This window comes from Pseudomonas sp. B21-009 (assembly GCF_024749345.1).
Classification (GTDB): domain Bacteria; phylum Pseudomonadota; class Gammaproteobacteria; order Pseudomonadales; family Pseudomonadaceae; genus Aquipseudomonas.
In genome coordinates, this window is sequence record NZ_CP087199.1 from 3,879,910 (window position 1) to 3,898,712 (window position 18,803).

Below are 18,803 nucleotides of genomic sequence, written 5' to 3' on the forward strand. Positions count from 1 at the left end.
ATGTCTGAAGTTACCCAGCTATGTTACGCATTGATCCTCATCGCCTTTCTGGATCACTGCCTGAAGCCCTACCTGATTCGTAAATGGCTAGGGTTGTTCCTATGGGCCGCCGGTATTACTTTACTGTTCAAACCGGGTGGCAGCTATTGGGAGGCAATGGATCTGTTCCTAGTGCCTGTGCTCGTATTCTGCGCAGGTACGACGCTGATCATCGGACGCCGCAAGTTTCAACCTGACGAATGAGTGAGAACCTTCAATACACCATCCTTCCGGTTGTGTTTTACCCCCTGTATTTCCTCGCCAGGCCTTATCGGCTAAGAAAACGTTGTGGCGTCGTATTGTTTGGCGTCGGTATGATTGCTAGCTTGGAGTTGCTCTTCAGGCGCAACCGATTCGATGAGGACGCTTGAGTGCTGCCCATGTCTGACGTTACCCAGCTGTGCTACGCACTGATCCTGATTGCATTTATGGATCATTGCCTGAAACCCTATTTACTCCGCAAATGGCTGGGCCTGGCGCTGATGACAGCCGCCGTTACGTTGCAATTTGTGCCCGGCGGCCTCTATTGGCATGAGTTGAATCTGAAACTGTTCCCTTTGTTCGTATTGTTCGCGGGCATGACTCTGGTTAAGGGACGCCGCAAGTTTCAACCCGACGAATGAATGAATATCTTCTAGGCGGGTCTTTTGCCGACGTCGCCATCTGTGAGAGTCAAGGTTAAAAAATACCATGTCAGAGTCCAATCAATTCTTCCTCGTCCTGGCGTTTTTCATCCTCATAGACCGTCTGATCAAGCCCTACAGGCCACGAAAATGGCTCGGTCTTACCTTCCTGGGTGGCGGCTTGCTTGGCAGGTTAACGCTGACCGAAAGCCATTGGCTTGGCTTTGACTTGCACCTCGTTTCACTCTTTGCCGTTGTCGGTGGGCTGGAGTTGTTCTTCAGGCGCCACCGATTCAATCCCGAACGCTGGGCCTGAGCAGGGTGTAAGCCATGTCTGCAATTACACAAATGTGCTTCGCAATGATCCTGATGTCCGTGGTGGACCACTGCCTGAAACCCTACCCGATCAGAAAGTGGCTGGGGATTTCGCTTTGGGGAGCCGGTATCTATGGCATGTTCGCATTCCCTGACACGTACTGGTACGGACTGGACATCTGGCTGGTGTCATTGCTCATCTCAGGTTCCGGCTCCAGTTTATTCTTCAGGCGTCGCAGGTTTGACCACCTGGACTAAATGGCTCTTTACCCGCACCGCTCTGCGCCCTAAGCTGTCCCCTCACCCATCCTCCCCGAGGTATTCGTCCAATGCGCCATTAATGCCGCCGTCTTTGCGACGGCCAGTCTTCAGCCCCTTTGCGGGGGACGTCGCGGGCATTTCTTGGAGTTTTGCATGACGAATACGTCGATCCTGACGCTGGACAGCGTCACCCTGGCCTTGCCGGATGGCCGGCTTTTGTTTTCCGATCTTGTCGAGACCTTCGACCAGCGCCGCACCGGCCTGGTCGGTCGCAATGGCGTGGGCAAGTCGTTGCTGGCACAGGTTTTGGCCGGGCGCTTGCCGCCCAGCGAAGGCCGCTGTTTGCGTCGTGGCCGGGTGCACTATGTGGGTCAGCATCTGGCCGATGCCGATGCCACGGTGGCGGACCTGGCCCAGCTGCGCGAGGTGATCGATGCCTTGCTGCGCATCGAGGCCGGCAGCACCCAAGACGCAGACTTCGATTGCGTCGGCGAGCGCTGGGACATTCGCGAACGCCTGCAGGCGCAGCTTGATCTGCATGGCCTGGGGCAACTGAACTGGGCGCACTGTGCAGCGGCGCTGAGCGGCGGCCAGGCGATGCGCGTGGCGCTGCTCGGGGCCTTTGTCAGTGATGCCGATTACCTGATTCTCGACGAACCCAGCAACCATCTGGACGCCACCAGCCGGGAGGCGCTGATGACCCTGCTCGAGGGCTGGAACAAGGGCCTGCTGGTGATCAGTCATGACCGCGCGCTGCTTGAGCGCATGGAGCGCATCGTCGAACTCTCGCCCCTGGGCCTGAGCAGCTACGGCGGTAATTACAGCGTCTACGCCCAGTGCAAAAGCGCGCAGACCGAGCAGGCCGAACGCACCCTGGAACGCCTCAAGCTCGAACGCCAGCGCCAGGCCCGCGAGCTGCAGCAACAGCGCGAGCGCCTGCAGCGCCAGCAGTCGCGCGCCAGCAAGGCTGCGCGTTCGGCCAACCAGGCGAAGATCCTTCTCGACCGCCAGCAGCAACGCAGCGAAACCACTGCCGGCAAACAGCAGCGTGATCATCAGGCGGCGCGCCAGGCGCTTAACGCACAGGTGCGCGATGCGGCGCAGCAGGTTGAATCTGCCAACCCGATCGTGATCCATGCGCCCACGCCGCTACAACCGAGCGGCAGTCAGGTAGTCGTACTTCAAGACCTGCAATTGCCCTTCGCCCACCAAGGCCTGGTCGATCTCAGCCTGTATAGCGGCGAACGCCTGGGCCTGGTCGGCGCCAATGGCAGCGGTAAATCCACCTTGCTCAAGGTACTGGCCGGGCAATTGGCGCCGGCCGCGGGGACGTGTGAAGTACGCAGCGAAGTCGCCTTGCTCGACCAGCACTGCAGCCTGCTGCCCGCCGGGCAATCGGTGCTCGACTACCTGCGCAGCGCCAGCGCCAACCCGGACGAGAGCCTGCTGCGTACGCGCCTGGCGCAACTGGGCCTGGGCGCCGAGCGCATCAGTTTGCCCAGCGGCGTGCTCAGCGGCGGCGAACGGCTCAAGGCAACCCTGGCCGGGGTGCTGTACCGCGACACCCCGGTGGGCCTGCTGTTGCTCGACGAGCCGAGCAACCACCTCGACCTGCCCTCCCTCGCTGCCCTTGAAGCCATGCTGCGCCAGTATCGCGGGACCTTGCTGGTTGCGTCCCACGACCGGGTGTTCATGCAGCAACTAGAGCTGGACGGCTACCTGCAACTGGGCGATGGCTCAGAACTGCACATCCGCGCTTGATTGCAGGTGGGCAAAGGCGCCGCCCAGGGTCAGGTTGTGGTGGGCGATGATCGCCTCGGCGGGCAAGCCTGGGGTGTCCATGCAGGTGTGGGCATCACTGACCAGTACGACGTTGAAGCCAAGCTCGCGGGCAACCCGGCAGTTGGTGTCGACGCAGTACTGGGTCTTGAGGCCGACGATGACCAGTTCATCGATAGCGGCTTCACGCAGTTGATCGGCCAGCGAGGTAGCAAAGAAGGCACTGGGCCGGGTTTTATCGAAGACCTTGTCGCGTGCGGGATCAATCGCCAGCGCCGGCAACAACTGCCACGCGGGGCTGCCGGCGGCAATCGGCGAACCTTCGGGCCCGGTGTGGCGAACCGCAAAAACCGCTGCCTGGGTGTTATGCGCAGCGCCGATCAGGCTGTTGATCCGGTTGAGCACCTGCTCACCCTGCCAGGGTTGTTCGGGGCCGTGGAACAAACCCACTTGCATATCCAGGACCAGCAGTGCGCGTTTTGCTTGCATCTTCATCTCCGTGTGATTGGCCAGCCCGGACGGAGAAAAGACAAGGCCCCGTCCATTGCTGGCGGGGCCTTGGATTACCTGCTGCCTAAGGTTAAGCAGCCGTACCCGCCCCGCGTATAGCGGTGGTAGTGGTACGCGACGAGGTCAGCAGGCAAATCTTCATAGCTCGATAATGCGCCCGGGCCAGGCAGCGGTCAACGCTTGTTTTCCTCGGCCAGGCCCAGGTGATCCAGCGGCAACGGGCCGTGCGCCTTGACGGTCTGGATGGCGAAGTTGCTGCGGATATCGCTGACGCCGGGCAATTTGAGCAAGGTGTCGATGAGAAAGCGCTCGTAGCTGCGCAGGTCCGGCACCACCACTTGCAAAAGGAAGTCCGACTCGCCGGACACCAAGTGCGCGGCAATTACCTGGGGCAGCGCCAGCACCGCCTGCTGAAAGGCCTGGGCGGCTGGCTCGTGGTGGCGCTCGACCTTGACCCCGACGAACACGGTCAGGCCCAGGCCGACTTCATCGCGGTCCAGTTGCGCGGCGTAGCCCTTGATCAGCCCCGCCTCTTCCAGCAGACGCACCCGGCGCAGGCACGGCGACGGCGACAGGCCAATGGCTTCAGCCAGCTCGACATTGCTCAGGCGGGCATTGCGCTGCAAAGCTTCGAGAATCTTGCGATCAAAAGCGTCGAGGGTGAGTTTTGGCATGATCTTAATTCTGAACGGTAGATCGTGGCAGTTTATAGCAATACACCCGGGCAAACACGCAACAATCGCAAGCACCTGCCAGGCCTTTCGCGCTTAGAATTTTCTCGTCCCGTTATTTGCGCAGGAGCCCGTCATGTCTCAATACAGCCTGTTTTGCGCCGCCTTGCTGGTGGTCTACCTGGTGCCCGGCCCGGACATGTTCCTGCTGCTTAATACCGGCGCCAGCCAGGGCAAGCGCCAGGCCCTGGTGACCGCCCTGGGCCTGGCGCTTGCCCGCGCGGCGCACGTAAGCCTGGCGGCACTGGGCCTGGCCGCCCTGCTAGGCAGCCACCCCTGGGCGTTTGACCTGCTGAGCATTGCCGGCGGTATTTACCTGGCCTGGCTCGGCTGGCAATTGCTCTGCGCCCCGGTTGCGCCGCTGCCGCCACGTCACAGCGGGGTGCAGCAGCGCGGGCACTGGCAGGCGGCATTGCGCCAGGGCCTGTTGACCAACCTGCTCAACCCCAAGGCGCTGCTGTTCTGCTCGGTACTGTTGCCGCAGTTCATCGACCCGCACGGCGCTGCGGTCGGCCAGCAGTTTGCCGTGCTCGGCACGGTGCTGGTGGTAGTCGGCCTGGGTTTTGACGGGCTCTATGCCCTGAGTGGCGATCGCCTGGGGCGCTGGCTGGCCGCCAGCCCCTGGAAGCAGAAACTGCAGAACCGCGTGTTCGGCACCCTGCTGATCGGCTTCGGCATGCGTCTGGCACTGCTGCGCCAGCTCGGTGGCTGAAGATTTTCACTGCGACCAAGGTCCAATCTATGACTGGGCGTTCCCGATCTGCACGGGATGTATTATCGTGGCCGAGTGCGCAATAAGAACCGCCTGCCTGAGCAGGCATCTGCAACCGAATCGAGGGTGCCATGAGTAACGAAAGCATTAACTGGGACAAGCTGGGCTTCGACTACATCAAGACCGACAAGCGCTACCTGTCCTATTTCCGTAACGGCGAGTGGGACAAGGGCACCCTGACCGAAGACAACCAGCTGCACATCAGCGAAGGCTCGACCGCGCTGCATTATGGCCAGCAATGCTTCGAGGGGATGAAGGCCTACCGCTGCAAGGACGGCTCGATCAACCTGTTCCGCCCGGACCAGAACGCCCTGCGCATGCAGCGCAGCTGCGACCGCCTGCTGATGCCGCAGGTGCCGACCGAACAGTTCATCGACGCCTGCAAGCAAGTGGTCAAGGCCAACGAGCGTTTCATTCCGCCGTATGGCAAAGGTGCGCTGTACCTGCGTCCGTTCGTCATCGGCGTGGGCGACAACATCGGCGTGCGGACCGCGCCGGAGTTCATCTTCTCGATCTTCGCCATCCCGGTCGGCTCGTACTTCAAGGGCGGCATGACCCCGCACAAGTTCCTGATTTCCGACTACGACCGCGCCGCGCCACAAGGCACCGGCGCTGCCAAGGTCGGCGGCAACTACGCGGCCAGCCTGCAACCGGGCTACAAGGCCAAGCAAGCCGGCTTTGCCGACTGCATCTACCTTGACCCGCTGACCCACACCAAGATCGAGGAAGTCGGCTCGGCCAACTTCTTCGGCATCACCGCCAACAACGAGTTCATCACGCCGAAGTCAGCCTCCGTGCTGCCGGGCATTACCCGCCTGTCGCTGATGGAACTGGCGCAATCGCGCCTGGGCCTGAAGGTCATCGAAGGCGACGTGCTGATCAACAACCTGGACCGCTTCGTCGAAGCCGGCGCTTGCGGCACCGCTGCGGTGATCACCCCGATCGGCGGCATCCAGTATGGCGACAAGCTGCACGTGTTCTACAGCGAAACCGAGGTTGGCCCGGTTACCCAGAAGCTCTACAACGAGCTGACCGGTATCCAGAGCGGCGACATCGAAGGCCCGGCGGGCTGGATCGTCAAGGTCGCCTGACCTGCAACAGGGGGCCGCGCTGCGGCCCATCGCCGGCAACGCCGGCTCCCACAGGGGTCGGTTACGGCCGGCCCATTGTGGTCCCTCTCCTAGATGAATTTTTCTTTAACCCGGGCACCGCCTATTCTTTGGCACAATCAAGTCTCTACCCGCCGCCCAGGTAAAAGCATGCCCCGCGTACTGACTATCGAAGACGACGCTGTCACCGCCCAGGAGATCGTCGCCGAGCTTTCCAGCCATGGCCTGGAAGTGGAATGGGCCGACAACGGCCGTGAAGGCCTGGCCAAGGCGATTGCCGGTGGCTACGACCTGATCACCCTGGACCGGATGCTGCCGGAAGTCGACGGCCTGACCATCGTCACCACCCTGCGCACCCTGAAGATCGCCACGCCGATCCTGATGATCAGCGCCCTTTCGGATGTCGACGAACGGGTCCGTGGCCTGCGCGCCGGCGGTGATGACTACCTGACCAAGCCATTCGCCTCCGATGAAATGGCCGCCCGCGTCGAGGTGCTGTTGCGCCGCAACAGCGTGCCGCTGGCGCAGACCCGCCTGCAGGTTGCCGACCTTGAGCTGGATTTGATCAGCCACGAGGCCAAGCGCGGCGAGCAGACCCTCAACCTGCTGCCCACCGAGTACAAGCTGCTGGAATTTCTCATGCGTCACGCTGGCCAGGTGATTACCCGGATGATGATTTTCGAGGAAGTCTGGGGCTATCACTTCGACCCGGGCACCAACCTGATCGACGTGCACATCGGACGCTTGCGCAAGAAGATCGACGCCGCCGGCCAGACACCGCTGATTCGCACCGTGCGGGGCTCGGGCTATGCCATTGCCGAACCCGTCTAAGGGCTGGAGCTCGTCCACCAGCCGCCTGCTGGCGCTGTACAGCTTTCTGTTCGTGGCCTGGAGCAGCATCCTCATGGGGGTGCTGTACTTCGAGGTATCAGGCTACCTGAACAAGCTCACCCGCCACTCCCTGCTGCAGCGCCAGCACCTGTTCGCGCACATGAGCGGCAAGCAGCTCGATGATGCGCTGATTGCCAGCCAGGCCTTCGAAGAGCGCAGTTTTGATGCCTATGGGCTGTTCGACGCGCAGTTCAATGCGCTCGGCGGGCAGGTTCGCCAGATCCCGCCCGAGCTCGGCCTGGACGGCAAGATCCACGAACTGAGCCGCTGCCTGGACGCCGACGACCCGCACCTGCCCCGTGACAGCTGCGATGCAGTGGCGATCAAGGTCCGCGATGGCCGCTGGCTGGTGCTGGTGCGCGACAACGGCTCGCTGTTCGTGGTCACCCGGATCATCCTCCACGCCCTGCTCTGGGGCCTGTCGCTGACCATCATTCCCGGCATCGCCGGCTGGTACCTGCTGCGGCGCAGGCCGCTCAAGCGTATCCGCGCGATCCAGGCCAGCGCCGAGCAGATTGTTTCCGGCGACCTGACCCGCCGCCTGCCGTTGTCGGCGCGGCGCGACGAGCTGGACATGCTGGCGGCCATCGTCAACGCCATGCTCGACCGCATCGAGCGCCTGATGCATGAAGTCAAAGGCGTCTGTGACAACATCGCCCACGACCTGCGCACCCCGCTGACCCGCCTGCGCGCCCAGCTCTACCGCATCCGCCAGCAGGCCGGCGATGATTCGCCGCAGGCCGAAGCACTGGAACAGGCGATTGGCGAAACCGACACGCTGATGGCGCGCTTTCGCGGGTTGCTGCGCATCAGCGAGCTGGAAGACCGCCAGCGCCGCGCCGGGTTTGTCGAGCTTGACCCGCACGGGCTGCTGCAGGAGCTGCACGACTTCTACCTGCCGCTGGCCGAAGACGGCGAGATTGGACTAACGCTGGAAATGCCCGAGCAATTGCCGGCGCTGCACGGTGATCGCGAGTTGCTGTTCGAGGCGCTGGCCAACCTGGTGGGCAACGCGATCAAGTTCACCCCGGCCCAGGGCCAGGTGCTGATGCGCGCGTTGAGCGATGCCAAGGGCTTGCATATCGAGGTGCACGACAGCGGCCCGGGGATTCCCGTGGACGAGCGTGGGGCGGTGTTGAAGCGCTTTTATCGCAGTGAGGAAGGCCAGCGTCACCCGGGGTTCGGGCTGGGCCTGTCAATCGTTGCGGCGATCGTTGACCTGCATGGCTTTGAGCTGGAGGTCGGCGAGAGTGAGCTGGGTGGGGCGAAACTGGTGTTGCACTGCAGGACGGGTGTCGTCAGTTAGGGCCTCATCGCGGGGCAAGCCCGCTCCTACAAGGAGCGGCTTGACCCGCGATTGCTTAGTCAGCCAGGCGCCAGGTCGTGCCGCCCTTGCCGTCTTCCAGCACCACGCCCATGGCGGTCAGCTGGTCGCGGATGCGGTCGGATTCGGCCCAGTTCTTGTCGGCACGCGCTTGCAGGCGCGCCTGGATCAAGGCTTCAACCTCGGCAGCATCGACCTTGCCTTCGGCACCGGCACGCAGGAAGTCATCGGCGTCCAGTTGCAGCACACCGAGCAGATCCCCCAGTTCGCGCAGGCGACCGGCCAGGCCGGCAGCGGCCTGTGGATCGTTCTCGCGCAGGCGGTTGATCTCGCGCACCAGGTCGAACAGCACGGCGCAGGCTTCAGGGGTGCCGAAGTCGTCGTTCATCGCCGCGGTGAAGCGTTCAACGTACTCCTCGCCACCTGCAGCCGCCACCCGTGGCAAGCCGCGCAGGGCGTGGTAGAAGCGCTCGAGGGCACCCTTGGACTCGCGCAGGCTGTCTTCGGAGTAGTTGATCGAGCTGCGGTAGTGGCTCGACACCAGCAGGTAGCGCACCACCTCCGGGTGATACTTGTCGAGCACGTCGCGAATGGTGAAGAAGTTGTTCAAGGACTTGGACATCTTCTCGCCATTGATGCGAATCATGCCGCAGTGCATCCACGAATTGGCGTACTGCTTGCCGGTGGCGGCCTCGCTCTGGGCGATTTCGTTCTCGTGGTGCGGGAACTCCAGGTCGTTGCCACCACCGTGAATGTCGAAGCTCTCGCCCAGGCAGCAGGTGGACATCACCGAGCACTCGATGTGCCAGCCCGGACGACCCGCGCCCCAGGGCGATTCCCAGCTCGGCTCGCCGGGCTTGACGCCCTTCCAGAGGACGAAGTCGAGCGGGTCCTGCTTGGCTTCGTCGACCTCGATGCGGGCGCCGATGCGCAGGTCTTCGATCTTCTTGCGCGACAGCTTGCCGTAGCCGACGAACTTGCCGACCCGGTAGTACACGTCGCCGTTGCCCGGCGCGTAGGCATAGCCCTTGTCGATCAGGGTCTGGATCATCGCGTGCATGCCGGCGATATGGTCGGTGGCACGCGGCTCCTGGTCCGGCGGCAGGATGTTCAGGCGGCGCTCGTCTTCGTGCATCGCGTCGATCATGCGGGCGGTCAGGGCGTCGAAGCTTTCGCCGTTTTCGTTGGCCCGGTTGATGATCTTGTCATCGATGTCGGTAATGTTGCGCACATAGGTCAGGTCGTAGCCGCTGTAACGCAGCCAGCGGGTCACCAGGTCGAAGGCGACCATGCTGCGCCCGTGGCCCAGGTGGCAGAAGTCGTAGACGGTCATGCCGCAGACGTACATCCGCACCTTGTTGCCTTCAAGCGGTTTGAAGACTTCCTTGGTCTTGCTGAGCGTGTTGTAGATGGTAAGCACGAGAGTTCCTTAGCTGCCCCACGAATCGCGCAGGGTCACGGTGCGGTTGAACACCGGGCGACCCGGCTGGGAGTCTTTCAGGTCGGCGCAGAAGTAGCCTTCGCGCTCGAACTGGAAGCGGTCTTCTGGCTGGGCCTGGCCCAGGGAAGGTTCCGCACGACAACCCGTCAGCACCTGCAGCGAATCAGGATTGATGTTGTCAAGGAAGTTGCCGCCATCTTCAGTCTTTTCGGGGTTGGCCGAGCGGAACAGGCGGTCGTACAGGCGTACTTCGCATTCGACGCTGGCCGCGGCCGGCACCCAGTGGATCACGCCCTTGACCTTGCGGCCTTCAGGGTTTTTGCCCAGGGTGTCGGGGTCGTACGAGCAGCGCAGCTCGACGATGTTGCCGTCGGCGTCCTTGATCGCCTCGTCGGCGCGGATCACGTAGCTGCCGCGCAGGCGCACTTCACCGGCCGGCTCCAGGCGCTTGTAGCCCTTGGGCGGCTCTTCCATGAAGTCGTCGCGGTCGATGTAGATTTCGCGGGCGAATGGCAGTGCGCGCACGCCCATGTCTTCTTTGGGGTGGCGCGGCAGTTCGAGGTTCTCGACCTGGCCTTCCGGGTAATTGGTAATGACCACTTTCAGCGGGCGCAGCACGCACATGGCGCGTGGCGCGGTGCGGTCAAGGTCGTCACGGATGCTGAATTCGAGCATCGACATGTCGACCACGCCGTCGGAGCGGTTGGTACCGACCATTTCGCAGAAGTTGCGGATCGACGCCGGGGTGTAGCCGCGACGGCGGAAACCCGACAGGGTCGACATGCGCGGGTCGTCCCAGCCGTTGACGTGCTGCTCATCGACCAGTTGCTTGAGCTTGCGCTTGCTGGTGATGGTGTAGTTCAGGTTCAGGCGGCTGAACTCGTACTGGCGCGGCTTGGCCGGCACCGGCAGGTTGTCGAGGAACCACTCGTAGAGCGGGCGATGGCCTTCGAACTCGAGGGTGCAGATCGAGTGGGTGATGCCTTCGATGGCATCCGACTGACCGTGGGTGAAATCGTAGTTGGGGTAGATGCACCAGGCATCACCGGTCTGGTGGTGATGGGCATGACGAATGCGGTAGAGGATCGGGTCGCGCAGGTTCATGTTCGGCGAGGCCATGTCGATCTTGGCCCGCAGCACGCGCTCGCCATCCTTGAACTCACCGGCTTTCATGCGCGCGAACAGGTCGAGGTTGTCTGCAACCGAGCGCTCGCGGAACGGGCTGTTCTGGCCAGGGGTGGTCAGGTTGCCACGGTATTCCTTGGCCTGCTCCGGGGTCAGGTCGCAGACGTAGGCCTTGCCGGCCTTGATCAGCTCGACCGCCCAGTCGTGCAACTGGTCGAAATACTGCGAAGCGTAGCGCACCGGGCCGGTCCACTCGAAGCCCAGCCACTTGATGTCGCTCTGGATCGCGTCGATGTACTCCTGGTCCTCTTTGGCCGGGTTGGTGTCATCGAAACGCAGGTGACAGGCCCCACCGAATTCCTGGGCCAGGCCGAAGTTCACGCAGATCGACTTGGCATGGCCGATGTGCAGGTAACCGTTGGGCTCTGGCGGGAAACGGGTGACGATGCTGCTGTGCTTGCCCGAGTCCAGGTCTGCCTGCACGATCGGACGCAGGAAGTTCGCAGGGATGGCGGGAGCGCCTTTGGCAGCGGCGTTGGGAGCGGTGTCGGCAGTGGGCTTGCTCATAGGATCCTTGAATACGGGGTGCACGGCCTGGGTAGGCCGACTGAATCAAAGCGCTTATCATAGCCGAAGCGGTCGAGCTGCCGACAGGTCAAATAGCAGCTTCAAGCTACAAGCAACACGCTCCAAGACGAACGCCGTGCGCTTTTTCTTGCAGCTTGCCACTTGAAGCTTGAAGCTACACCACCGCAAAACCCCCGAACAGAGCGAGTTTCAAGCATGTCCAAAGTCAAACTGACTACCAACCACGGTGACATCGTCATCGAGCTGAACGCCGAGAAAGCCCCGATCACCGTGGCCAACTTCATCGAATACGTTAACGCTGGCCACTACAGCAACACCGTATTCCACCGTGTGATCAAGGGTTTCATGATCCAGGGCGGCGGTTTTGAGCCAGGCATGAACGAGAAGCGTGACAAGCGTGCCAGCATCCAGAACGAAGCTGACAACGGCCTGAAGAACGACAAGTACACCATCGCCATGGCTCGCACCATGGAGCCGCATTCGGCCTCGGCGCAGTTCTTCATCAACGCCTCGAACAACGACTTCCTCAACCACAGCGGCAAGAACGTGCAGGGCTGGGGTTACGCGGTATTCGGCAAAGTGACCGAAGGTACCGAGGTTGTCGACGCCATCGAGAAAGTCGCCACCGGTTCCAAGTCCGGTCACCAGGACGTGCCGAAGGACGACGTGATCATCGAGAAAGCCGAGTTCATTGAGTGATACTGCTGATCTCTGATCTGCACCTGCAAGAAGAACGCCCGGACATTACCCGGGCGTTTGTTGATCTGCTCGACGGTCGTGCGCGGCACGCCGAGGCGCTGTACATCCTTGGCGATTTTTTCGAGGCATGGATCGGCGACGACGCCATGACGCCCTTCCAGGCCTCGATCTGCCAGGCCCTGCGCGCCTTGAGCGACAGCGGCACGCAGGTCTTTGTGATGCATGGCAACCGCGACTTCCTGCTCGGCCAGGCCTTTTGCAAGGCCGCTGGCTGCACCCTGCTGGCCGACCCGAGCGTGGTCGAGATGGGCGGCGAGCCGGTGTTGCTGATGCACGGCGACAGCCTGTGCACCCGCGACCTGGCCTACATGAAGATGCGCCGTTACCTGCGCAACCCGTTGAGCCTATGGATTCTTCGGCATCTGCCGCTGAGCACCCGGCAGAAGCTTGCACGCAAGCTGCGTAGCGAAAGCCGGGCACAGACGCGGATGAAGGCCAACGACATTGTCGACGTGACCGCCGAGGAAGTGCCGCGGATCATGCAGCAATACGGTGTGCGCACCCTGGTGCATGGCCACACCCATCGGCCGGCGATTCACAAGCTGGTGGTCGGCGATCAACCGGCGCGGCGTATCGTGCTGGGCGATTGGGACCGCCAAGGCTGGGCGCTGGAGGTGGATGAGCAAGGGTTTCAACTGCAGCCTTTTGCTTTTCCCTGAAGACTGATCGCGGGGCAAGCCCGCTCCTACATTCCTGGTAGGAGCGGGCTTGCCCCGCGATTATCAGTGCCCCGCCGACGCCGGCCCGGCCTTGGCCGCAAACGGCGGTTTGGCCAGCCACACCAGCAATATCAAGCCTGCGAAAATCCAGCCCATCAGGGTGAAGTAATCCACCGTCGACATCATGTACGCCTGACTGCTGAGCATCCGCTCCAGCTGCGCATACGACTGCCCGCTCGCCCCGCCCAGCTGGTTCAACGCCTCGCGGGTCGCAGGCTCGTAGGTGCTGATGCTCTCGCTCAGGTAGGCATGGTGCTGGTCTGCCCGGCGAATCCAGATCCAGGTGGTCAGCGACGCGGCAAAACTGCCGCCCAGGGTCCGCAGGAAGGTCGCCAGCCCCGAGCCGTCGGCGATCTGGTGCGGCGGCAGGTCGGAGAGCAGGATGCTCAAGGTCGGCATGAAGAACAGCGCCACGCCGATCCCCATGAACAGCTGCACCAGGGCGATGTGCTGGAAATCCACCTCGTTGGTGAAACCGGCACGCATGAAGCAACTGGCGCCAATCGCCAGGAACGCCAGCCCCGCCAGCACCCGCAGGTCAAACTTGTGCGCGTACTTGCCGACAAACGGCGACATCAGCACCGGCAACAGGCCGATCGGCGCCACCGCCAGGCCCGCCCAGGTGGCGGTGTAGCCCATCTGCGTCTGCAGCCACTGCGGCAGGATCAGGTTGATGCCGAAGAAGCCGGCATAGCCGCCAACCAGCACGATGGTGCCGATGCGAAAGTTGCGGTGCACAAACAGGCGCAAGTTGACCACCGGGTGCTTGTCGGTCAGTTCCCAGATGATGAACACCGCCAGGAACACCACCGAGATCAGGCTGCCGATGACGATGAAATTCGACTCGAACCAATCCAGGTCATTGCCCTTGTCGAGCACGATCTGCAAGGCGCCGACGCCGATGATCAGGCTCAGCAGGCCAATGTAGTCCATCGGCTGGCGGCTGGTGCTGACCGGGCGCGTGCGCATCTGCTGGCGCACCACGGCGGCGGCGAACAGGCCGATCGGCACATTGATGAAGAAGATCCACGGCCAGCTGTAGCTGTCGGTGATCCAGCCGCCGAGAATCGGCCCGGCAATCGGCGCCACCACCGTAACCATGGCCAATAACGCCAGGGCCATGCCGCGCTTGGCCGGCGGATAGACTGCGATCAGCAGGGTCTGGGTCATCGGATACAGCGGCCCGGCAACGATGCCCTGGAGCACGCGAAAGCCGACCAGCTCGGGCATCGACTGGGCAATGCCGCAGAGGAACGAAGCCAGCACGAACAGCAGCGTGGCCCAGATGAACAGCTTGACCTCACCGAAGCGCCGGCTCAGCCAGCCGGTCAGCGGCAAGGCAATGGCGTTGCTCACCGCAAACGAGGTAATGACCCAGGTGCCCTGCTCCGAACTGACGCCGAGGTTGCCGGAAATAGTCGGCAATGCCACGTTGGCGATGGTGGTGTCGAGCACCTGCATGAAGGTCGCCAGTGACAGGCCGATGGTGGTCAGCAACAGGCTTGGCGGGGTAAAGGAAGCCTGATTGGCGCTCATCGCTGCGCCGTCTTGCTGGAACCGGCACTGTTGTCATGGATCAGCCTGGTGATCAGGCGATCAGCCTCGACCAGTTGACGGTCGTACACCTGGGTGGCGAACGAGGCCTTCTGCGGCGGCTGCTGGGCCAGCACCGGGCCGCTCTGGTCATGCAGATCGACCTCGACCTGGGTCGACAGGCCGATGCGCAGCGGATGTTTGGCCAGTTGCTCGGCATTGATATGAATACGCACCGGCACCCGCTGGACGATCTTGATCCAGTTACCGGTGGCGTTCTGCGCCGGCAACAGGGCAAAGGCGCTGCCAGTGCCGGCGCCGAGGCTGTCGATGGTGCCGCTGTACTTGACGTCGCTGCCGTACAGGTCGGCAACGATGTCGACCGGCTGGCCGATGCGCATGTTGCGCAGTTGGGTTTCCTTGAAATTGGCGTCGATCCACAGCTGGTCGAGGGGGATCACTGCCATGGTCGCAGTGCCCGGTTGCAGGCGCTGGCCCAATTGCACGGTGCGCTTGGCAACGTAGCCGGTGACCGGCGCCACCAGGGTGGTGCGGGCGTTGTTGAGGTAGGCCTGGCGCAGCTCGGCGGCCGCGGCCATGACCTCGGGGTGCGACGACACTACGGTGTCATCGACCAGCGCCGCTGTGGTGTTGAGCTGCTGTTTTGCATCATTCAAGGCGCTTTGCGCCGAAGACAGGTCGTCGCGGGCATGGGACAGCTCTTCTTTGGAGATCGCCCCACCGGCGGCCAGGGTTTGTCGCCGGTTGAAGTTCTCCTGCGCTTTTTTCAGCTCGGCCTGGCGCGAAGCCACCTGGGCCTTCTTGCCATCGACGTTGCTGTACAGGCCACGCACCTGGCGCACCGCACGCGCCAGCTTGGCCTCGGCAGCCTGCAGGCCGACCTCGGCGTCGCTGGGGTCGAATTCGAGCAGCATCTGGCCTTCGTGGACCAGGTCGCCATCGTCCGCGCCGATGCTGACCACAGTGCCGGTGACCAGCGGGGTGATCTCCACTACGTTGCCGTTGACATAGGCATCGTCGGTCTCTTCGCTCCAGCGCCCGTAAAGCTCGTGCCAGGCCCAGACGCCAGCGCCGGCGACGACGATCAGCAACGCCAGGGCCAACAGCCAGGTCTTGCGCTTGCGCTGGTTGTTGAGGTCCTGCGTGGTGTCGTGCGCAGAAGAAGTAGTGGCCATTGCTAATACCTTGGCTGAGTGAATGGGTGAAATGGGCGCTTACTTGGCGCCCAGGCGCATGGCCGTCAGGGTGTCGCCGGCGGCCAGCAGCACCTTGCTCAGGATCGCTTCGAGGGTGGCCAGCTCGCTGGGCTCGAGCACACCGACCAGCTCGTTCATCGCCGCAGCGCCGATCTGTGGCAGCAGGTCGGCGAGCTTCTGGCCTTCTTCGCTCAGACCCAGGCGAATCTGCCGACGGTCGTCCGGGCAACGGCGGCGGATGATCAGGTCTTTCTGTTCGAGGCGGTCGAGCATGCGCGTCATCGAGCCGCTGTCAACCGACAGGTAGCGGCACAGCTCGGCCGGGGTGTCGACGCCGTATTGGGCGACGATGATCAGCACCTTGAACTGCGCGGCAGTCACGCCGTAAGGCTGCATGTGGCTGTCGATGATGCGGTCCTTGACCAGCGCGGTGCGGCCCAGAAGCATGCCGAGGGTGCAGTTCTGGAAGTTTTCCGGGGTGTAATGCTGCATGGACACAGATACCTGCTTAGGCAGTAAGTTACACAATGTTACTGCTTAGGCAGCTAACGTCAAGGCATTAATTAGCTAGCTTAGTATTTGGCTGATAAAAGGGGCTGCAAGGCAGCCCCCGATCAAAACAGGTCAGTCAGGCCGGCACGCCGCTATGAAAACGGAACTCTTCATCCGGGCTGCTGATCAGGTCGGCCTCGACCGCCCTGACCTTCTCCACCACCCGCTCGATATCTGCGCCATCGCCGTATTGATGGGCAAGCTTGAGGTAACCCTGATAATGCCGCGCTTCGCTGTTGAGCAGGCCGTGATAGAACTTGCCCAGCTCTTCATCCAGGTGCGGCACCAGGGCGGCAAAGCGCTCGCAACTGCGCGCCTCGATAAAGGCGCCGACCACCAGGGTGTCGACCAGCTTCACCGGCTCGTGGGTGCGCACCACCCGGCGCAGGCCCGAGGCATAGCGCCCGGCCGACAACGGCCGCAGGGCGATCTTGCGCCGCTTCATCAGGCGCAGTACCTGCTCATGGTGCACCAGCTCTTCGCGGGCCAGGCGCGACATCATGTTGATCAGGTCCAGGTGCGTGTTGTACTTGGCCATCAGGCTCAGGGCGGTGCTGGCGGCCTTGAACTCGCAGTTCTTGTGATCGATCAGCAGGGTTTCCTGGTCGGCGAGCGCCGCCTGGACCCAGGCATCAGGGGTACGGCAACCAAGGAAGGCTTCGATTTCAGGGATAAGGGACATAGGCTCACAAACAGGCAGGGCAAACGGCAAGACCGGCGATTATACCGGCAGCAGCGCCGATCACCAGTGAACTATGCTTGATACATATCAACGCCCGGTGCAGTTGGCGCCGACTATAGTCAGGCATTGGCCGCCATTTATGAAGGGAGTTCACGCTCATGCAAGAAGTACGCAGCATCCTGGTGGTACTGGATCCCGATCACGCTCACAGCCGGGCGCTGACCCGGGCCAAACTGATCGCCGGGGTCACCGGCGCGCGCCTGCACTTGCTGATGTGCGACAAGAAACACGACCACAGCGCCCTGCTCAGCCTGCTGGCCAGCCAGTTGCATGATGACGGCTACAACAACGTGACCCATGAGCAGGCCTGGCACGACACCTTGCACGAGTCGATCGTCAGTGTGCAGCAGGCCGAAGGCTGCGAGCTGGTGATCAAGGAGCATCGCCCGGACAACCCGCTCAAGCGCGCCCTGCTCACCCCCAGCGACTGGAAGCTGCTGCGCCAGTGCCCGTGCGCGGTATTGATGGTCAAGAGCGAGCGGCCCTGGACCGGCGGGGTGATCCTCGCCGCGGTGGATGTCGGCAACCACGACGAGGCCCATCGCCTGCTGCACAAAAGTATCGTCGATCACGGTTACGAGATCGCCAATCTGGCCAAGGGCAACCTGCATGTAATCAGCGCCCATCCGTCGCCGATGCTGTCGGCGGCCGACCCGGTCTATCAATTGAAGGAAACCATCGAACAGCGTTACCGCGAGGAGTGCGCGGCGTTCCAGGCCGAGTTCGATATCAGCAATGAGCGCCTGCATGTTGCCGAAGGGCCAGCCGATGTGCTGATTCCCTATACGGCGAAAAAGTACGAAGCGGCGGTGACGGTGATTGGCACCGTCGCCCGTACCGGGATTTCCGGGGCGCTGATCGGCAACACCGCGGAAGTGGTGCTCGATGCGCTGGAGTGCGATGTGCTGGTGCTCAAGACCGAGGAGGTGAAGGTGCAACTGACGGAACTGGCCAGGGGCTGAGGGCCTCATCGCGGGTCAAGCCCGCTCCTACAGGAGCAGGCTTGACCACCTACCCCAAGGCATCCTTGAGAAAGCCTGGCGCGATATAGCGCTGGTAATGCGCTTCAGACAGCAGGAAGAATTCCCGATCAATGGCATCGCGCAGCTCGGGCAATTCCCAGTCGCGAAACTCCGGCAGCAGCACCATGCCGTAAGCCTCCAGCTCACGGATCACCCGTGCGCCGCGGGCAATCAGTTGATAAGCCCAGCAATATTCGGACTGATGCGGTACGAAGCGGACCTTGCGCAGCTCCAGTTGCTGGCGCAGGCGCGTGGCATCAAAGACTTCAAGTTTGGCCACCATGACCTGCACCAGCAATTGCTCCAGGCGCAGCCACACCGCACGCTTCTCATCTTCGTTGTAGCCGTTCCAGTTGATCACTTCATGGTGAAAACGCTTGCAGCCACGGCACACCAAGTCCCCGTAAACCGTGGAACAGAGGCCGACGCAAGGCGTTTTAATTGACTGATTGGACATGAAAAAACCGACAGCTTGGCGGTGGAACAGGCTGCCATGTTAGCCCTTTGTCTAACGAGGGTCACCCGCTAAAGTCATCCAGCGCGCCTTACCTTTATCGACTTTTTACCGTAGAATCATCCGGCCTTTTTAAGGCAGCAATGTCCGTTAGAAGCTGTTTTCAAAGCGTCACGAGCACAGTTCATCCGGTAGAACGGCGTTGGCCCGGGATATTCGCTTCGCGCATGTCCCGCGCCAGCCCTCATCAGCCTCCGTTCTACAGGCGTAAAACTTTGAAAGCAGCTTCTGTAAGGA

The 18,803-nt window shown here is 62.3% G+C and carries 21 protein-coding genes; 12 read left to right on the forward strand and 9 right to left on the reverse strand.

The features are described from left to right. The 5 genes from LOY34_RS17780 (at position 1) to LOY34_RS17800 (ending at position 2,999) form a co-directional block, all read left to right on the forward strand. Positions 1-243, forward strand: coding sequence for a hypothetical protein (locus LOY34_RS17780; protein ID WP_045194678.1), 243 nt, complete (start codon positions 1-3; stop codon positions 241-243). A gap of 176 nt (positions 244-419) precedes the next feature. Then, positions 420-662 carry a hypothetical protein gene (locus tag LOY34_RS17785; protein ID WP_195884633.1) on the forward strand — a complete coding sequence of 81 codons (243 nt, stop codon included), beginning with the start codon at positions 420-422 and terminating at the stop codon, positions 660-662. A 67-nt stretch (positions 663-729) separates the two neighbouring features. After that, positions 730-978, forward strand: coding sequence for a hypothetical protein (locus LOY34_RS17790; RefSeq protein ID WP_093381016.1), 249 nt, complete (start codon positions 730-732; stop codon positions 976-978). Positions 979-992: 14 nt separating this feature from the next. Next, positions 993-1,235: a hypothetical protein gene (locus LOY34_RS17795; RefSeq protein ID WP_258663779.1), complete on the forward strand. Its 243-nt coding sequence runs from the start codon at positions 993-995 to the stop codon at positions 1,233-1,235. A 156-nt stretch (positions 1,236-1,391) separates the two neighbouring features. Next, positions 1,392-2,999, forward strand: a complete 1,608-nt coding sequence (locus LOY34_RS17800; RefSeq protein ID WP_195884634.1) for an ABC-F family ATP-binding cassette domain-containing protein — start codon at positions 1,392-1,394, stop codon at positions 2,997-2,999. Here LOY34_RS17800 and LOY34_RS17805 read toward each other — a convergent pair. Together LOY34_RS17805 and LOY34_RS17810 are read right to left on the reverse strand one after the other, a co-directional pair. Continuing rightward, the gene (locus LOY34_RS17805; RefSeq protein ID WP_408980888.1) at positions 2,976-3,506 is read right to left on the reverse strand and encodes a cysteine hydrolase family protein; all 531 of its coding nucleotides are present in this window, start codon (positions 3,504-3,506) and stop codon (positions 2,976-2,978) included. The genes LOY34_RS17800 and LOY34_RS17805 overlap by 24 nt on opposite strands. 194 nt (positions 3,507-3,700) lie before the next feature. After that, positions 3,701-4,201 (reverse strand): Lrp/AsnC family transcriptional regulator, encoded by a 501-nt coding sequence (locus LOY34_RS17810; protein WP_045194685.1) that lies wholly within the window; start codon positions 4,199-4,201, stop codon positions 3,701-3,703. 133 nt (positions 4,202-4,334) lie between these two features. On the opposite strand from LOY34_RS17810, the gene LOY34_RS17815 reads away from it, so the two are divergent. The 4 genes from LOY34_RS17815 to LOY34_RS17830 all read left to right on the forward strand — a co-directional run bounded on the left by LOY34_RS17815 (position 4,335) and on the right by LOY34_RS17830 (position 8,336). After that, a complete protein-coding gene (locus tag LOY34_RS17815) occupies positions 4,335-4,970 on the forward strand; it encodes a LysE family translocator (RefSeq protein WP_258663782.1) in 636 nt (211 codons plus the stop codon). Positions 4,971-5,101: 131 nt separating this feature from the next. Further along, a complete protein-coding gene (locus LOY34_RS17820; RefSeq protein ID WP_093381010.1) occupies positions 5,102-6,121 on the forward strand; it encodes a branched-chain amino acid aminotransferase in 1,020 nt (339 codons plus the stop codon). Positions 6,122-6,289: 168 nt separating this feature from the next. Further along, positions 6,290-6,970 (forward strand): response regulator transcription factor, encoded by a 681-nt coding sequence (locus LOY34_RS17825; RefSeq protein ID WP_115086207.1) that lies wholly within the window; start codon positions 6,290-6,292, stop codon positions 6,968-6,970. Next, positions 6,948-8,336 (forward strand): HAMP domain-containing sensor histidine kinase, encoded by a 1,389-nt coding sequence (locus LOY34_RS17830; RefSeq protein ID WP_045194693.1) that lies wholly within the window; start codon positions 6,948-6,950, stop codon positions 8,334-8,336. Before LOY34_RS17825 ends, LOY34_RS17830 begins: the two co-directional genes overlap by 23 nt. 55 nt (positions 8,337-8,391) lie before the next feature. Here the strand turns inward: LOY34_RS17830 and cysS are convergent, their stop codons facing one another. Both cysS and LOY34_RS17840 read right to left on the reverse strand, forming a co-directional pair. Next, positions 8,392-9,774, reverse strand: a complete 1,383-nt coding sequence (cysS, locus tag LOY34_RS17835; protein WP_045194695.1) for a cysteine--tRNA ligase — start codon at positions 9,772-9,774, stop codon at positions 8,392-8,394. Between the two features lie 9 nt (positions 9,775-9,783). Next, the gene (locus LOY34_RS17840) at positions 9,784-11,487 is read right to left on the reverse strand and encodes a glutamine--tRNA ligase/YqeY domain fusion protein (protein WP_045194697.1); all 1,704 of its coding nucleotides are present in this window, start codon (positions 11,485-11,487) and stop codon (positions 9,784-9,786) included. 216 nt (positions 11,488-11,703) lie between these two features. On the opposite strand from LOY34_RS17840, the gene LOY34_RS17845 reads away from it, so the two are divergent. After that, positions 11,704-12,207, forward strand: a complete 504-nt coding sequence (locus tag LOY34_RS17845) for a peptidylprolyl isomerase (RefSeq protein WP_195884636.1) — start codon at positions 11,704-11,706, stop codon at positions 12,205-12,207. Next, a complete protein-coding gene (gene lpxH / locus LOY34_RS17850; RefSeq protein ID WP_195884637.1) occupies positions 12,204-12,926 on the forward strand; it encodes a UDP-2,3-diacylglucosamine diphosphatase in 723 nt (240 codons plus the stop codon). Before LOY34_RS17845 ends, lpxH begins: the two co-directional genes overlap by 4 nt. Positions 12,927-12,989: 63 nt before the next feature. Here lpxH and LOY34_RS17855 read toward each other — a convergent pair whose 3' ends face one another. The 4 genes from LOY34_RS17855 to LOY34_RS17870 form a co-directional block, all read right to left on the reverse strand. Then, positions 12,990-14,522 carry a DHA2 family efflux MFS transporter permease subunit gene (locus LOY34_RS17855; RefSeq protein ID WP_195884638.1) on the reverse strand — a complete coding sequence of 511 codons (1,533 nt, stop codon included), beginning with the start codon at positions 14,520-14,522 and terminating at the stop codon, positions 12,990-12,992. Next, the gene (locus tag LOY34_RS17860) at positions 14,519-15,715 is read right to left on the reverse strand and encodes an HlyD family efflux transporter periplasmic adaptor subunit (protein WP_093381006.1); all 1,197 of its coding nucleotides are present in this window, start codon (positions 15,713-15,715) and stop codon (positions 14,519-14,521) included. The genes LOY34_RS17855 and LOY34_RS17860 overlap by 4 nt, the downstream gene beginning before the upstream one ends. Positions 15,716-15,754: 39 nt before the next feature. After that, positions 15,755-16,228, reverse strand: coding sequence for a MarR family winged helix-turn-helix transcriptional regulator (locus LOY34_RS17865; RefSeq protein ID WP_093381004.1), 474 nt, complete (start codon positions 16,226-16,228; stop codon positions 15,755-15,757). A 136-nt stretch (positions 16,229-16,364) separates the two neighbouring features. Then, positions 16,365-16,970, reverse strand: coding sequence for a tRNA-(ms[2]io[6]A)-hydroxylase (locus tag LOY34_RS17870; protein WP_045194710.1), 606 nt, complete (start codon positions 16,968-16,970; stop codon positions 16,365-16,367). Between the two features lie 158 nt (positions 16,971-17,128). On the opposite strand from LOY34_RS17870, the gene LOY34_RS17875 reads away from it, so the two are divergent. After that, positions 17,129-17,992 (forward strand): universal stress protein, encoded by an 864-nt coding sequence (locus LOY34_RS17875; protein WP_195884639.1) that lies wholly within the window; start codon positions 17,129-17,131, stop codon positions 17,990-17,992. Between the two features lie 49 nt (positions 17,993-18,041). Here the strand turns inward: LOY34_RS17875 and LOY34_RS17880 are convergent, their stop codons facing one another. Next, positions 18,042-18,509: a DUF1289 domain-containing protein gene (locus LOY34_RS17880; RefSeq protein ID WP_045194714.1), complete on the reverse strand. Its 468-nt coding sequence runs from the start codon at positions 18,507-18,509 to the stop codon at positions 18,042-18,044. Positions 18,510-18,803: the final 294 nt, after the last annotated feature.

Bases quoted from the DNA above. Each gene is read 5' to 3' on its own strand.
- LOY34_RS17865 (WP_093381004.1), bottom strand. From the start codon at position 16,228: ATGCAGCATTACACCCCGGAAAACTTCCAGAACTGCACCCTCGGCATG.
- LOY34_RS17780 (WP_045194678.1), top strand. From the start codon at position 1: ATGTCTGAAGTTACCCAGCTATGTTACGCATTGATCCTCATCGCCTTT.
- LOY34_RS17855 (WP_195884638.1), bottom strand. From the start codon at position 14,522: ATGAGCGCCAATCAGGCTTCCTTTACCCCGCCAAGCCTGTTGCTGACC.
- LOY34_RS17800 (WP_195884634.1), top strand. From the start codon at position 1,392: ATGACGAATACGTCGATCCTGACGCTGGACAGCGTCACCCTGGCCTTG.
- LOY34_RS17790 (WP_093381016.1), top strand. From the start codon at position 730: ATGTCAGAGTCCAATCAATTCTTCCTCGTCCTGGCGTTTTTCATCCTC.
- LOY34_RS17880 (WP_045194714.1), bottom strand. From the start codon at position 18,509: ATGTCCAATCAGTCAATTAAAACGCCTTGCGTCGGCCTCTGTTCCACG.
- LOY34_RS17830 (WP_045194693.1), top strand. From the start codon at position 6,948: ATGCCATTGCCGAACCCGTCTAAGGGCTGGAGCTCGTCCACCAGCCGC.
- LOY34_RS17860 (WP_093381006.1), bottom strand. From the start codon at position 15,715: ATGGCCACTACTTCTTCTGCGCACGACACCACGCAGGACCTCAACAAC.
- LOY34_RS17810 (WP_045194685.1), bottom strand. From the start codon at position 4,201: ATGCCAAAACTCACCCTCGACGCTTTTGATCGCAAGATTCTCGAAGCT.
- LOY34_RS17870 (WP_045194710.1), bottom strand. From the start codon at position 16,970: ATGTCCCTTATCCCTGAAATCGAAGCCTTCCTTGGTTGCCGTACCCCT.
- LOY34_RS17815 (WP_258663782.1), top strand. From the start codon at position 4,335: ATGTCTCAATACAGCCTGTTTTGCGCCGCCTTGCTGGTGGTCTACCTG.
- LOY34_RS17785 (WP_195884633.1), top strand. From the start codon at position 420: ATGTCTGACGTTACCCAGCTGTGCTACGCACTGATCCTGATTGCATTT.
- LOY34_RS17845 (WP_195884636.1), top strand. From the start codon at position 11,704: ATGTCCAAAGTCAAACTGACTACCAACCACGGTGACATCGTCATCGAG.
- LOY34_RS17795 (WP_258663779.1), top strand. From the start codon at position 993: ATGTCTGCAATTACACAAATGTGCTTCGCAATGATCCTGATGTCCGTG.
- LOY34_RS17825 (WP_115086207.1), top strand. From the start codon at position 6,290: ATGCCCCGCGTACTGACTATCGAAGACGACGCTGTCACCGCCCAGGAG.
- LOY34_RS17805 (WP_408980888.1), bottom strand. From the start codon at position 3,506: ATGCAAGCAAAACGCGCACTGCTGGTCCTGGATATGCAAGTGGGTTTG.
- LOY34_RS17875 (WP_195884639.1), top strand. From the start codon at position 17,129: ATGCAAGAAGTACGCAGCATCCTGGTGGTACTGGATCCCGATCACGCT.
- LOY34_RS17840 (WP_045194697.1), bottom strand. From the start codon at position 11,487: ATGAGCAAGCCCACTGCCGACACCGCTCCCAACGCCGCTGCCAAAGGC.
- LOY34_RS17820 (WP_093381010.1), top strand. From the start codon at position 5,102: ATGAGTAACGAAAGCATTAACTGGGACAAGCTGGGCTTCGACTACATC.